13 protein-coding genes are annotated in these 14,825 nt (G+C 41.4%); 4 read left to right on the plus strand and 9 right to left on the minus strand.

Going from position 1 to position 14,825, the window contains the following annotated elements; all coding sequences use genetic code 11:
• Position 1: 1 nt before the first annotated feature.
• Genes WC222_06510 through WC222_06525 form a run of 4 tightly spaced genes read right to left on the minus strand, consistent with a single transcriptional unit; the run spans position 2 to position 5,760 of the window.
• A complete protein-coding gene (locus WC222_06510; GenBank protein ID MFA6916029.1) occupies positions 2–1,528 on the minus strand; it encodes a WecB/TagA/CpsF family glycosyltransferase in 1,527 nt (508 codons plus the stop codon).
• Positions 1,529–1,531: 3 nt separating this feature from the next.
• Complete coding sequence (locus WC222_06515; GenBank protein ID MFA6916030.1) at positions 1,532–2,980, minus strand: hypothetical protein; 1,449 nt, start codon at positions 2,978–2,980, stop codon at positions 1,532–1,534.
• Positions 2,981–2,982: 2 nt separating this feature from the next.
• Complete coding sequence (locus WC222_06520; GenBank protein MFA6916031.1) at positions 2,983–3,726, minus strand: sugar transferase; 744 nt, start codon at positions 3,724–3,726, stop codon at positions 2,983–2,985.
• 9 nt (positions 3,727–3,735) lie between these two features.
• Positions 3,736–5,760, minus strand: a complete 2,025-nt coding sequence (locus WC222_06525; GenBank protein ID MFA6916032.1) for an anti-sigma factor antagonist — start codon at positions 5,758–5,760, stop codon at positions 3,736–3,738.
• A gap of 254 nt (positions 5,761–6,014) precedes the next feature.
• Here WC222_06525 and rpoN point away from each other — a divergent pair, with 254 nt between their 5' ends.
• Positions 6,015–7,511: an RNA polymerase factor sigma-54 gene (gene rpoN, locus WC222_06530; protein ID MFA6916033.1), complete on the plus strand. Its 1,497-nt coding sequence runs from the start codon at positions 6,015–6,017 to the stop codon at positions 7,509–7,511.
• A gap of 25 nt (positions 7,512–7,536) precedes the next feature.
• Here rpoN and WC222_06535 read toward each other — a convergent pair whose 3' ends face one another.
• Positions 7,537–8,196 (minus strand): hypothetical protein, encoded by a 660-nt coding sequence (locus WC222_06535; protein MFA6916034.1) that lies wholly within the window; start codon positions 8,194–8,196, stop codon positions 7,537–7,539.
• 116 nt (positions 8,197–8,312) lie between these two features.
• On the opposite strand from WC222_06535, the gene WC222_06540 reads away from it, so the two are divergent.
• The 3 genes from WC222_06540 to WC222_06550 are packed head-to-tail and all read left to right on the plus strand — an operon-like array spanning position 8,313 to position 11,852.
• Complete coding sequence (locus WC222_06540; GenBank protein MFA6916035.1) at positions 8,313–8,894, plus strand: heme NO-binding domain-containing protein; 582 nt, start codon at positions 8,313–8,315, stop codon at positions 8,892–8,894.
• 11 nt (positions 8,895–8,905) lie between these two features.
• Positions 8,906–10,789: a hypothetical protein gene (locus tag WC222_06545; protein ID MFA6916036.1), complete on the plus strand. Its 1,884-nt coding sequence runs from the start codon at positions 8,906–8,908 to the stop codon at positions 10,787–10,789.
• A 52-nt stretch (positions 10,790–10,841) separates the two neighbouring features.
• On the plus strand, positions 10,842–11,852 hold the full coding sequence (locus WC222_06550) for a magnesium transporter (GenBank protein ID MFA6916037.1): 1,011 nt from the start codon (positions 10,842–10,844) through the stop codon (positions 11,850–11,852).
• 9 nt (positions 11,853–11,861) lie between these two features.
• Here WC222_06550 and WC222_06555 read toward each other — a convergent pair whose 3' ends face one another.
• From WC222_06555 to WC222_06570, 4 genes are read right to left on the minus strand one after another with little or no spacing between them, the layout of a single operon-like run.
• A complete protein-coding gene (locus WC222_06555; protein ID MFA6916038.1) occupies positions 11,862–12,755 on the minus strand; it encodes a hypothetical protein in 894 nt (297 codons plus the stop codon).
• Positions 12,756–12,760: 5 nt separating this feature from the next.
• The gene (locus WC222_06560; GenBank protein ID MFA6916039.1) at positions 12,761–13,486 is read right to left on the minus strand and encodes a hypothetical protein; all 726 of its coding nucleotides are present in this window, start codon (positions 13,484–13,486) and stop codon (positions 12,761–12,763) included.
• A complete protein-coding gene (locus WC222_06565; GenBank protein ID MFA6916040.1) occupies positions 13,483–14,004 on the minus strand; it encodes a hypothetical protein in 522 nt (173 codons plus the stop codon). The genes WC222_06560 and WC222_06565 overlap by 4 nt, the downstream gene beginning before the upstream one ends.
• Positions 13,976–14,806, minus strand: coding sequence for a hypothetical protein (locus tag WC222_06570; GenBank protein ID MFA6916041.1), 831 nt, complete (start codon positions 14,804–14,806; stop codon positions 13,976–13,978). The genes WC222_06565 and WC222_06570 overlap by 29 nt, the downstream gene beginning before the upstream one ends.
• Between the last annotated feature and the right edge of the window lie 19 nt (positions 14,807–14,825).

Raw genomic sequence — 14,825 nt, forward strand, 5'->3', positions numbered from 1 at the left:
GTTAGGGCCTGCAAGCAATGCATTCGAATATTTTGTCCAATCGGGCCAGTTCGAACTGACGGCGGATTTCCTCGTGGATACAGCATAAGCGCAGTTTACGGTTTTGCTGTTGTAAGTGGGCTTTGAGTCTAAGCAGGAAGGAGAAACCTCTGCTTTCTATAGTAGTGCAATAGGTAAGGTCCACGGTGCAATGGCGGTCTTTAAGTGTGGGTTCAAAGCGGGTAAATATCCTTTCGTAATCTTGATTGTTATCCAATTGTCCGAAGAAGCTGATGTAAATGGATTTGTTGTCCTGATGGATGGTATCGTATAGGGAATTATACTTAGATTGCTGAAGTGTAGTGGCAAGGTCTTTCACCGTCTGATATTGTTGTGCGCTGAGTATATCCCATGCTCTATTAGCCTTTAAAAGCAACCGCATGTCGCCGCTCAAGCTAAGGCCGCTCAATTCCTTATCCTGGCGATGGGCGCGTGTCCAAAGCCCGACAAGGAAGCTTATCCCTTCTAATGTGATATGGCGCACACGTTTGAAATCCACGACAATATGATCATGGGCAAAGGCTTGGTCTATCAGGTCGCTGTGAATTTCATGATAAGCGTTGCTAAGTTTTGAAGGGAGCTCTAAGACGGCAATGCTGCGTGTGGAGGCAAGATATAGGCGGATGCGCAGTTTTTCTAAGATGGGTTCTACATTCCTATAGACCAAGCGATACATGAAACTGCAGTAGCGTTGGTAAAATACCGCAGGTAGGGCCATATAGAGTGCTTTTGGTATACCGAAGAAGTAGCGTTTCCATAGCCTGCCCGGCTCTTGGAAGATGCGGTAGAGCCATTCCAGGCCGCCTTTTTGCATCCATTCAGGGGCGCGGAGAAGACTGCCGCTAAGGAAAGAAAAGCAGCCCCCTATGCCAATGCTTGCAGGGACTTTGAGTTCTGAAGAGACGCGGGCAAACCATAATTCCTGCTTGGGATTGCCTAGATTGACCAGCAGGAGATCGGGTTTAGCGCTGTGGATCTGTTCTAGCAGAAGGGCGTCCCTTTCAGGTTCGACTGCTAAGAGCGGGCCTTCAGTAGCTAATCTTGGAGTGGCTATCCCTACAATCTTAAGATTTTTTATGGTTGCAGTTAATCTTGCAGCAGCAAGCTGGGCATCGGTCTCTGTACCGCCTAAGAGAAATACGGTAAAGTTATTTTGAGCCACCGAATAGAGCAGCGGCAGCAGCAGGTTCGAGCCTGCAACCCGTTCTTTTAAAGAAGAGCCGAGAAGTTTGCTTAACCAATAAAGAGGGGTGCTGTCACATGTGGAAAGGGAGGAGCGCCGTAGAAGACTTAGTAGTTCGCTATTTTTTATGTGGGGCCAATTCCAACAAAGGGAGTTATTTATAAAATCTGTATTTATTGTGGCAATATATCTTGCACGAGGATCTGAGGGGTAGTCCTTAATAATGGAAATGATTTCCTGCACAGCTTCGTTCAAACTAACATTATCGATGCCTATTCCAAGAATAAATTTTTGATCGCGCTGCATGCCTTAAGTCCTTTTCTGAAATAGTTTGACCAGCGGGGATAAGAGCCAGCGGATAGTCACTTTGGCATCAAAGCTAATACTGCTATTGGCCGCATAGAAAATATCAGAGGCGTATCTTTCATCAATGAGGTCGTCAAAGTTATAATCTAGATTATAATCCAAATCAGCAAGAGTAATAAAGCCCACTTTAGACTGACAATATAGTTTTTTCCAGTAGTAGGGAAGATTTTCTATTTCATCCCGAGTTTTTGCAGAGACGCCTATCCAATGAAGTTCTCCACGAATAAGGGGGATAAGCCCGGGAGATTTACGCATGAAAGCAAAGATATAGTGGGCGGGGATATTGAAATAGGGCCAGTTAAAAATTTTTGTTATGCCTTCGACAGATGGCAGAAAAACAAAGGAATGATCCTGGAATCCATAGGTCATCCATAATAGAAAGTAGAATGGAGAGATAAGGATAAAGAGAAGAAGGGCAACCAAACGGCCTAAGTAATGAAGAAAATAATGAAGGAGTGAGGGGGGAGTAATCTCGCTAAGTATAAAGCCTTCACGAATAGTGACAGGTGTGCCGTAATGGATGTTGATGAGGATGTTTTTTTCTACGATGCTGTCCTGAATGGTTAGGCTTTCTCCAACATAGCTTCGACGGCAGATAAGAGCGTTTTCGATAGTGGAATTTTTATCGACAAGCGACCAGCGTTCTATGATGGCGTTGGGGCCAATGGTTGTGTTTTTATTTATTTTGCATTGCTCACCGATGAATAACGGACTGATAAGCTTAGCGGTGGGGTGTATTATCGCACCGTGTGAAATCCAGATATCATCTTCGGGACTATAAGCTGTACTAGGAAGTGAAACAAGGGACTGTGCATGCGAGAGGATGGAGATGTTCGAGTTAAGGACCTCAGGGGCTGAACGTGTGGATAAGCATGCTTCGATAGTTTCTTTTCTAAATTTATCTCCTATATGCAGGTGCAGGTCATAGCGGGGTATTTCATGGCTAATACCCTGCAGCAAGTCTGTGGGAAAAATTCCCCATCCCGACCAGGAGTTGTCCTTTTCAAAAAGCAGAAAGGGGGAGGTCTCTTCGTAGTGTAAAAAGTCATGGGGAAAAACCGGCAGAAAATCTGCTTGTCCGAGCATGTAAATTTTCGACGGTGTATTAAAAAAGATTGGTGTCAATGTTCTATAAGGATGATTTCTTGATTTAACAAGATGATATTTTATATTCACTCCCCAGCGGCTGCCATTCCTTACGATTTTTTCAATTGCTTCCGGGTAATGGTGAAGGATGATTTCAAAATTCTTGATATTGGCTTTGGAGAGTACTTCCAATATATGGACGATAATAGGCTTATCCCCGACACGCCATAACGGAGAGGGGTTATTATGATCTAAATTCTCCGCCTCTCCCGTCGCAATTAATATAACAGTCGGTCTTTCATCCATCGTTAGTAAGCTCCCCGTCCAAAGAGAACGGCCGGGATGGTTTTAAGGAGGAGGACAATGTCTAACCAAAGGCTTTGACTCTCAATATATTCTAAGTCCAACTGTACCTGCTTATTAAAAGGAATTTCAGATCTGCCGCTAACCTGCCATATGCAGGTAATCCCCGGTTTGATGTCTAAGCGTCTGCGATCATTCAAAGTGTAATGAGCCACTTCACGAGGCAGGGGCGGGCGCGGACCTACCAAGGACATATCCCCTTTTAGAACACACCACAGTTGCGGCAGTTCATCTAAACTCATTCGGCGCAAAATCTTACCTACAGGAGTAATACGCGGATCTTCCTTCATTTTGAAGGTACCGGGATCGAGGTGGATATTTTGCGATTGCAAAGCGTCTATCTTCTTATCCGCATTGATTTCCATGGTGCGGAACTTTACGAATCTGAACTCTTTACCCCATTTACCTACCCTATTGGCAGTATAAAAGATGGGTCCTCTGTCATAAAGTTTAATGGCAAGAGCAATGATCAAGAAAAGAGGAAGTGATACGACAATCATGCCGATGGAAATAATAATATCGAAAAACCTTTTGAATAAGCTGGCGCCGCCGACAAAAAGTAGCCAAAAATACTTTTTACGTAGATAGGTTAAATGCTGTCCCCACGTTTTTTTCTTAGCATATTTCTCATAGAGCGCATTCATCAAAGCGGCGCGCTCTGGGCCCTTGAGAGGGGGCTTAGTAGGCATCAAACCTCATTATCTATAAGAGTTTGTGGCTTCTTCTGCAGTATTGAAAATCTCAAAAATCTTATGCATCGCCACGAGTTCGAAGATCGTCCGCACCGGTTTTTTTAGATTGGCGAGTTTTAACTCTCCCCCCTTGACATGCAAAAACTTTAAGACGGAGAGCAGGCTTCCCAACCCGGAGCTATCTATATACTGGATGTTGCCTAAATCCAAGACGACTTTAGAAACTCCTTCTAAATTAATTAGGTCAAGGGTGTGCTGCTTAAAGTCTTTAGCCTCACGTGCATCCAAACTAGTACACCCAGGGGTGATGATTAAGGTTTCACCTTCTTTTTGATGACGAAGTTCCATTTGATCCTCTAATATTCCATAGCGTTTAAAAATGTTGAGATGGTTCCATCCGGTTGCTGATTTCTTAGGGTGGTAGCTAATCTCATCTGCAATAGATTTAATAATATACCAGCCAAAACCCCCTTCTGTTTCAACCGTCATCTCCGGATGCGGCACGGCAGAAGGATCGAAGGGCTTTCCTTGGTCAGCAAACTCTATGGAAAGGCCTGTAGGAGTCCATTCTCCTGTCACAACAATAGAGCTTTTTGTCTGACCGTCATATGCGTGTTTTATAACATTGGCGAAAATTTCTGTAGCTGCAAGTTGCAAACTTTCTGAAAATAGGGGGTTTGCATCAGGAGTTTGTTTACATAGATTGCAAATGAACTCACGTAAAGGTGTTATTTGACTTAGGTGGCTTGAAAAAGTAGCGCGCTGTATTTTTGCAAAGGCTTCTGTCGGGATGTCTTCTAATTTTATTACGATGATCGACAGGTCGTCTTCTAAATGTTCTTTACTGACGAAACCCCATAAGGACTGCTTAAGGTTATTTAAGATTGTTTCCGGAGTTTCCTTGGCATCTCTGATCACCAGATTGCGGATGGGCTGCAGACCGTAGATTTCATTTGCGGGGGAGTGCGCTTCATGCACGCCGTCAGAGAAGAAGACAAAAATATCCCCTTTATCAAATTTGCATTGATATTCCTTATATTCAGGCTCATTACTAATTCCTAAGGGCGTATTGTTGCATTTTAACTCTCTTGCAGAGTGGGATTTTGCATCATAATGGATGGCCTTCTGTGATCCGCAGTCGATATAAGTAAACATCCTTTTGGCAAAGTTGAATCGCCCATAGAACAATGAAACGAAAAAATCTAGGTAGTTAAGCTGGGATGTCAATTCATGGTGCAGAAACGTAAGTATCTCTGTGGGCGAGAGCAGGTCGTCTTGCCAAAGATTCAAGCGATTATATTTTTTGGATTGGAAGTAGGGGAGTGCAAACCGCACAAGATGGGTTTTGACTGCAGTGCCTACAAGTACAGCAGAAAGTCCTTTACCCATGACATCACCTAAAACAAAATCGCAGATTTCAGGGATAGGGTGGTAAAATTCATAGAAGTCCCCGGCAATGTCTCTGGAGGGAATCGTGGCAGCGGCAATTTTACAGCCGGGTATGTTGGTTGGGGGGTCTCCAACCATCATAGACTCTTGGATTTTTCCGCCTAGGGAGATCTCGCTCTTAAAGATGTCATGCATTTTTGCAAGTGCTTTATGCTGGGCCATAATAAGTTCTTGAAGGGCGATATTCTCCTTCAGTATTTTGTAGCGTTCGACAGCATATTTTACCTTTTTGCTGAGGTCTTCATCTTCCCAAGGTTTACTTATGTATTGAAAGACTCTGCCGGATTTCATTGCTTCGAGCGATACTTCTGAATTGAGCTTTTCTGTCAGCATAATGCGGATTGTTTCTGAGCTGATTGTCTGGGCTGTTTGCATGACTTCTAAGCCGGTTAGATCCGGGAGTTTCTCATCGCACAGGATAAGGGCAAAGGGAGTTTGAAGCAGGTGGTCAATTGCTTCTGTTGCTGTTGTTGCAGTGTACACGTGATATCCCTGAGCAGCAAGCAGTGACTGTAGTTGCATACACTCAGAGGAATTACTTTCTACAACGAGAAGGTTAATTTGAGAAGGCTCTTGCTTCATTATACAGTGGCGTGTTTGATTGTTCTTCGATTCAAATCATTTGAAAATGGATTCAAATCACCAAGAAATAATTTTATCTTCAAATTTCACTATATGCCTGTAAAAATTATTAGTCATAAATTTCCAGACATTCTCTAAAATAAATTTATGATATATAGGAATAATTCCAAGACTTCGATAGAGAGTCTTTAATGTGATTTTCAAAGGTATCGAGCTTCACATTCCTTTATACCTTTGAATAACAAGAGGTAATAATGTCTTCATCGGGCCCTATTGATGGAAAAATGCTGTTATCCACTAGTTTAAAACAGACACAGCGCTTAATCATGTCCCCTCAGATGCAGCAAGCTATTCAATTGCTGCAAGTGCAGGCAATGGAACTTGCTTCGGTCATTGAACAGGAGATGGAGCAAAACCCCTTGTTAGAATATGACACTGATCTAGAGGACCCGCAAGAACCGGAAGAAGGAGACGCTAAGACAATCTCGGAAGAGGGAGAGGGGGACGGCGGGAGCGAAGAAGGGGATCCGGAAATATCTTTCGATGATGACGATTTCCGTCTTGTCCAAGATTTAGAAGATGAATTTGGCGACCATTGGGAACAAAGCGGCCAGGCATATGGAAAAACTAAAGAGGATTCCGATAAGCTTCAAAACTATCTCGAGAGTTCTATCATTAGCGAAGAGAGCCTCTATGAACATCTGCTAAAACAATCTCATGAAACATTTACGAAGCTTAACGATTTAGCCGCTGCGGAAGCTATCATAGGCAATATAGATAGTTCAGGATATCTTAAAACGCCTCTCGAAGAAATAGCAATCTTATGTAATACCACCACAGAGCATTTAGAAAAAATCCTTCTAACTATCCAAACATTTGATCCCCCAGGAGTGGGAGCGCGTTCTCTTCAAGAAGCCCTGTTGATAGAATTGCGATTGAAAGGTTCTGAAAACAGCTTGGCCTATCGTATTGCTAGAGATTGCTATCAAGAACTACTTCATAATCAAATCCCTTCCATTAGCAAGTCTTTGCATTGTCCAATAGAGGAAGTTAAAACGGCTATTACTGAAGAGATTGCTTCCTTAGATCTGCATCCAGGCTTAACCATTAGCCGTGATATTGTGCAGACAATCGTTCCCGACGTGACAATAAAGCAGGAAGGCGATGAACTCATCGTTTCCATTAATGATGATCAATTTCCATCTCTAAGATTAAATAAAACGTATTTAAAAATGCTCTTAGATGAAAATTTGAATAAGGAAACTAAAGAGTTCATCAAAAAGAAAATACTTTCTGCTAAATGGCTCTTGAGAAATATTTTCCAAAGGAACGACACGATCGAAAGAATTGCACGTGTTTTAGCAGAGAAGCAGAAAGCATTTTTTATTAATCCTGAAGGAGCGCTCCTTCCTATGACAATGCGGGCGATGGCGGATGAGCTGAGTTTGCATGAATCTACTATAGCGCGGGCCGTATCTAACAAATATATTGATACTCCGCGAGGAATTTTCCCTTTGAGGTTTTTCTTTACGAATGCCTATTCCACATTAGAAGGGGAAGATATTTCCTCAGATACAGTAAGAAGATCGTTAAAAGAAATTATCGATTCTGAAGAAAAATCAAAACCCTATTCAGACTTCAACCTTTCAAAAATGCTGCAAGCAAAAGGCATTAGCTGCGCTAGACGCACTATTGCTAAGTACCGTGTGGAAATGGGCATTGGCAATGCCCAGCATAGGAAACAATATTAGACTTCTATGGGTTGAGACGAGAAGCTTAGGGAGACACTTTTTCGTTTTGGGCAGGATTGGATCTTTCCCACCGTAGGAGGAAAAATGAACCTAAAGCAAAGCAGAAAAAGGCGATCGGGCCAAATGGGTATGCATGCGACCACCAAAGGGAGATCGTTGAGATAAGATATAATAAGAGAATGATATAGGGAATTCGATCTTTAGCTAAAAGAATAATCATGGGAAGCATTCCCAATACCCAGCCTAAAGAAGCAACTTCACTGACAACAGAATGGCTTCCGCCTACGAAGGGATGGTTGTAAAGGTTTTGAATAGCTTTGGCAACTGTTTCTTGTTCGCTGGGAGTATAGCCGGAAGCATCTCTCATTATAGCGCCTACACTGATCCCATTGATTGCATCAAACGCCGTATAAAAGACCATAAAAAACCAAAAACCGATGACGCTTAAACGTGCTAAATAGCCGGTTTTCCCCCATGTCAGAAGAATTCCCCCTGCACCCACTAAACCAAAAAGAGGCAATTGCAAAAGGTGCAGCCAGTACCACCAATCCATCTGGGAATGCAGATTATGGTATACGTCAGATTTAAATCCTACCGGATGCCAGATCTCTAAAGTACATAGAATGAGGGGTACGACAATGAGAAGAAAAGGTTTTAGTACGCAGTGTCGTTCTGAAGAATCCATATAAATTCTATATTTAATATTTAATTTTTTTTTATCTATTTATATTTTTTGGTATTTTTTGTCATATAGATAAATAATGCGGTGGTAATTTTTTTACCGCACGAAAAAAGGAGCCGATGATGCAGGGTATAGTATTTGTCAAATTTCAGGAGTTTATTGAGGAAAAATATGGTGTAGGCGAGTGGAAAGAGCTCTTGCAAACTGCAGGATTCGAAAAGCAAACTACCTATTTCAGATTGAATGGATACCCAGATTTCTACCTTCAGAAACTGCTATTGGCACTTTCTGAGAAAACGGGAAAATCTACTAATACACTGTTAGATGAGTTTGGAGTCTATTTAGGAACCTATCTCATGAAGACATACGGATTTATGATCAATCCTTCATGGAACTGTATTGATACCATGGAACACACTTCAGTCCAAATGCAGGAAGTTTTCCGCACACTGACAGGGGACAAAGCGACCGGAGGTGATTTGTCATCTGTTATCGACACGAAGAGACTTTCTCCTACTAGCGTAGAAATTGACTACTGCTCACCACGCAAAATGTGTTATCTTTTTGTCGGAATAGCTCGTGCGATAGCGATGTGGCATAAAAATGAAATTTCATTCGATCATAGACCTTGCATGCATTTAGGCAGTCCAAGCTGTAAAATAGTAGTTAAATTAGTCGCGCCAGCCGGCGTACTCGCCTAGAAGTTAGAAATATGCCATTGTCATCTGTAAGTTTATATAGCCTCTTTGAAGAGATCGATTCCTGCTTGTTGGATCCTATATGCCCAAAAGCTCGATTGGAGCCCAACTTAAGCGGTAATTTTTTGTATTCGAATACGAATATCGTAGGAAAAGCTTATGGATATTTGCATAAATGGGTTTATTGGATTACAGGCTATAGTGAGTACCGGAAGACCCAACTGAGAGGAGCATTATTATATGCCAGCTACTCCAGCACTAAGCTTCTTAAGCACTATGGAAAAATGTATGACGAATATGAAGGCGCAATGATAAAGCGTCTTCAAGGTCTGGATTATGACAGGGATGAATTATATAAGGCCCGTTGGCATCTTTCAGATTATAATGCGACTGTAGAGCATACCTATAAAAGGCTGGAACGTCATCCTCAAAGATATAAAAATCTATTGGATCATTATTTTACTCATGCCATCACAGAAAAAGACTATCCTTTCTTTACCGAAAAAGGGGCTTTAGCCAAGTTTCCCTTTTTTCCAGTATGGTTGGAGAAAGCTTTTCAATACATTTATTCCATTTTCCGTGCATTGGGCGTTAAGATAGATAATCTTACAGGTAGAAAATGTTTTGAACCGATTTTATCCTGGTTGACAAGTCCGGGAGCTTCCATTGAAAAGCAGAAGAAAAGGGCTGAAAAAGCTTTAGCGCATAGATTTGAAAGCGGCCCGTTGCGGGATAAAATGAGCAAGCTATTACCTATCGTGCGTTTAGAGCATGTTTCTCAGATTGAATTCCCTTTGGATGAATTGGTAAAAGTTTTTAAGAACATACCAAGAACAGAAGCTGAAGAGGTGGTCTTAACTAAATGGTGCGCAGAAATATCCAATTGGAAGCATGGGAATTCTATAGCATTGTTGCACGAAGCATTAGCCTCAGTACATCGAGCATTACTAGATTTGAAGATGGACGTCGTTCCTTTGGAATCCATGGAGTATTTACTTTATTATGATTCGCGAGATAAGAGACAGAGACGCTGGGAGGAAACAAACCTCATCACAGGCAATTCGGTGGTGTGCGGAGAAAGTAGCTATAGCGTAGATAAAAAAATCACTACTATAGGCGACAATAGTTATTATTCCCTGGAAAAGCATCCTGATCTTTTATTAAGGGTGCCTCCCAACACAAGTTTATTCGCTTTTGAAAATATAGCGGCAGAAGAAGTCCAGCTGAATAGGCTCAAAATAAAGTATAAAGATCCATTGGGTAGATTTGCATTAGTAGAGGCCCCACAGACTAATCTATTGGATATTAGCTGGAAAAGTGAAGATTCGATAGACTCTAAGGACATGTTGGCACTGGATCAAATAGGCAGATTAGTCAGCCATTTTATAAGTATTGAAAAGGTACCTGTGGGATTGAATCCTTTTCAATTTTGTTTTTGTGTAGATAAAACGATTAAAGCCTGGCAAATGCTAAGAATGGGAAATTTTAATTTTTACGTTCTAGTAAAGTTCATTCAAGATGTCTCGCAGAATAATTCTTTCATTTATAAACAGTTGATGGTGAAAACCGGTTTGGATACTCATGCAATCAGTCGTTATTACACAGATTTGGTTGAAGCGGTTCTTGACGATCAGAATATTCAGAAGTTAGATCTCGAATCCAAGTATGGTATAGATAACTCTTTGGTGGAAAAAGACGAGTTCCTATTTAAAGTTAAGCAGGCATGGAATGAAATACGATCTAAGCTAGGTGATAATGGGGATCTTTTGCCTGCAAAAGATAATTTTCTGAGATTCTATAAAGAGGCCATTCTAATAAACGATCTGCCTAAAGATATAACTAATTTAGTACTGAACGTAAAAAGAGCAGTTTCTTGGTTTAGTCTAAAGTACTACTAAATAATTATTATAAACAACTATAATTATTTTAGAATAGTATTAAGGCTGTACCATGAAATTGGACTTCTATAAGGGCCTTTCTAAAGAACAACTAAATGCACCTGCAGGAAATTATATCACACCTGTGGAAACAGCTTTTCAAGAGGAACTCACTCTTGGGGAATTAATACAAAGACTTCAAGTGATTGAAATTTCTCACAAAATTCACTATTTCTATGTCATAGATGAAGATGATCATTTGAAGGGGGTTATTTCTACCCGCGATATCCTTTATTCCAATCCGAACTGCAAGATAAAAGATATTACCAACTCAAAAATTATTAGCATCCATAAGAATGAGCCGTTGAAAAGGGCCTTGAGCTTGATTGCCACTTATGAAATTCTAGCGATACCTGTGGTGGATGATGAGGATAGATTATGTGGAATATTGGAACTGCCGGTAAGTACTATCCTTAAAAAAAAGCCCTCTATCAAAGAGTTTAAACCCTCCAAAGATGTGTTCCAATTAGTGGGTCTTTCTGTAGATCAAGGGAAGCTTATCTCAAGTGTAAAAGAGTTTAGCTTCCGTATGCCTTGGCTTATGTGCAATATCCTCGGGGGGCTATTATGTGCGTTGATCGCACACCAATTCCACCTACTGTTAGACAGTGCTGTCATAATAGCGATTTTTATTCCTTTAGTTTTGACATTAGGCGAATCTGTATCCATGCAGTCGATGACATTGAGCTTACAATTCCTCCATTATGAGGACATACCCTGGAAAAGGGTGCAACAAAGGATAATGGTAGAGTGGAAGACGGCACTGCTGTTAGGGGTTGCTTGTGCATTGATTGTCACGTTGGTGTATTTTCTTTTTTTCAGTGATTATTGGTCTATCGCAGCTATAGCTAGCAGTATTTTCCTGTCTATGGCTGCTGCTACGACTTTCGGGTCGGTGTTCCCTGTGATTTTGCATATTTTTAAACTAGACCCTAAAGTGGCTTCTGGGCCTGTTGTTTTGCTGTTCACAGATATAACAGTGACAACAATATACTTAAGTGTCTCTAGCTTCCTGCTTATATAAACAATCATTTCATTCATAAGAGCGAGGATCGGTTTTCGTTACGGAGAAATCGAGCAGATGATCGTTGACGATGGAGGAGATGCGTGTACCGAATTGCTGATTGAACTGTGCTGAGGCTGCTTCCGGTGTGGCTAATTTTTGCTCTACTTGTTTGTAGAGAGCAACCCTTTGGGCTATTATTTCATCGACTAGGTCAGGATTTGCTGTGATAGCTACGAGTAGTTTTCTAGGTGCAAGAAATACCCTTAATTTTGTGCGTGCATCCACATTGATATAATCGAGAAGAGATACATATCCATCATCGACAGGTTTTTCTTCTTTATTGTCCGAGTCGGACTCTGCTTTAATACTCTTTAAAGCATCTTTGCGGCTATCTTCCCTTTTAGTGCCTTTGAGGATTAGATAAAATACGTCATTAAGCTGTTTATCGCCCAGATCGATGTTTGCCAGATCTTTGACATTTGTGATCTTCTGTTCTTTAGATAACCCTTGAGCCGTGTTTTCTAGGGCGTCAAGAATGTCGTCACTGAAGGTAGGACGTTTGGCGTTAATATCTTTGTAGAAGCGGGTATTTCCGTAAAGTTCTCCTATAAGGCGTTTTGTAACGTAGCGAACTTGATTATAGAGGTCGAAGTCTTTTTCTTTGGCTTTTTTATCTAGAAGAGGGAACAAACTCAGTTTTGAAGTAGCTGAAACAGGTTTGGAGTTAGACTCTTTGGAAGAAGCGGGAGTATCATCATACCATTTGATGTTGCGCAAGTTATAGAATTCCCTTTCGTTCTTTTCCATATACTTTTCTAGTTGGTTCCGTGTAAGGACGAAGCTGATGTAGCTGTCAAGACGAGCGTAGGTCAAGAGGCTGAGGAGCATTAAGAAGGTGAGCACAAAAAGGAGTATCTGCATGGCGCCTACTGGTTATAGAAGATTGTTTTTGTGCTATTAGGAAGGGGAAAACTATATTCTATATTTTCCGGCCCCCTTTGTAAGCTGATCTTCATTATAGCGGGAAGTTCATTGAATTCATTTTTCCATTCAGATATCCAAGCCAAGTGTGGTTCTGGTCGGGATTGTTGCTTTTTCTTGTTTCCTTCTACCGATTGAGGGACTTTGTTGCGGTCTATATCCGGAGCTACGAAGAATTTAAAGGAGATAGAATCGACATTTTCCGCTAGGACTTCCTTGACGACAATAGGGGAGGATCCTTCTTTCCAACGCTTTGGAGAGGGCCATGTTGCTAAGATCAGTCTGCGCTTATTATCTACGAAGAGACGTCCTAAGGTATTGTTTGAAAGAGCTTTATTAATGTCGATGCCATTGTCATACATAAACACCAGAGAGGGGCTTCCTTGTTTGATGTATTCACTGTTTAACTCAGAAGTATAAAAATAAAAGTCCTTTTTGGGAGTATTTTCTGCTAGAGCCTTAGGAATTACCTCAGATAAGCGATTTTCTAGATAGGACAGTTCATATAACTTCTTAAGGGATTTTTCGGTTTTTGTATTGATCGATTGGATTTGGAAGTAGAAGTAGGTAAGAGTGCTCATAATGATGGATGTTAGTCCCAGGGCGATAAGCACTTCGATCAGAGTAAAGAAGCGGCGTGAAATAAACTTTTTTGAGGTGTGAGAGTTCATTTATCCTTATCGCCTCCATCCTCTTTCTTTTCGGGAGTTTCGCCCGGCAGCTGGCGAGGCACAAAGATGTCATACTTATAGACTAGATCCTTACTTTTTTTGTCAGTGCCGGCCTTTTTTACAGGCTTAAAGGTTAAGGTAAGTTGCAGGAGATAGACAGTAAACGGCTTCGGTTCTTTAGGCTTATGTTTTTTATCGCTAAAACTATAGGACCCTTCATAAGGAAGCTGCCTATTATCCCAAGAAATGATTTTTTCTTTATCTATCTTGAATTTTGTTTCGTTAGTTAAAGCATCCCAAGCGATATTTTGGCGATAAAGTTTCTCGATAAGTTCAGCGTAATATTGGTTTACAAAATGGTCAAGCTGGATTTTATCCATGAATTCCAGCTGGTCTTTGTAGATGGAGACATGTGGTGCGACCAGTGGAATGGCGCAAAGGGCTACTAGAAGGAAGGCGATCAAAACCTCTAGCAGAAGAAAAGGGCGTCTAACCTTTTTTAGGGGCCGTTGAACCATTCTTTTTTCTCTCATCCTTAGGAGGTGTATTCTTGTTATCATTCCTGTCTACTTCTTCATCGTCGCGAATATCTTTGTAGACCCTTTGCTTTTCAGTGATCTCATTGACTGTAGCTTGTGTAATGGCTTGGTTGAATTTTTTTTGATCAGAAGGGTTGCAATCGGGATCAGTATCCTTGCTGGATATGCTGGTAATGAAATGGGGATAGCCCGGCAGGCAGATAAAGGCTTCTTGTGTGTCAGGTACACCGGGGGGCGCTATACCTAATCTCAGCACGCCTTGGCTCATAGTGCTGCCTCCTGAAAGGAATTTAATGTCTATGGTGTTCTTATTATTATTGGAGCTAAGGGCATCATCAAAGTTAATAGCATGAATTTCCTGTAGGGGCGGCTTGCGTTTGGTCAATTCCTTATGCCACCTATCTTGGAGCTTGTCATCTAGAGTGATACGATAGTCGAAGCCTTTAGGAGTAGCTTGGAAGATTACGTGTACATCTGTGTTTAGAATGACCATGATCTGTTGGGCTAGACGCAAAGTGTTGACCACTTGTGAAACTTCTGTCCGGAAGCGTTGATCACGGATAAGCTGTCTTAATCCTAAGGCCATCGTTCCCCCTACAATGGAGATGAGGGAGATGACGATCAATATTTCTGTCAGGGTTAGGAAACGGCGGCGGAGGGAGAAAAAGCTATAATAAAATATTTTAGATTTAGGTGACGGTTGCAAAAGCCGGCCTTTTCTTTGAATTGCGGCAATAGCCTCAATTAATCGTCTAAACCAGGACTTTTGCAATCGTCTCATATAGCCTTAACACCATTAC

The sequence above is a fragment of the Parachlamydiales bacterium genome (genome assembly GCA_041671045.1).
In the GTDB taxonomy this organism is placed as follows: Bacteria; Chlamydiota; Chlamydiia; order Chlamydiales; family JABDDJ01; genus JABDDJ01.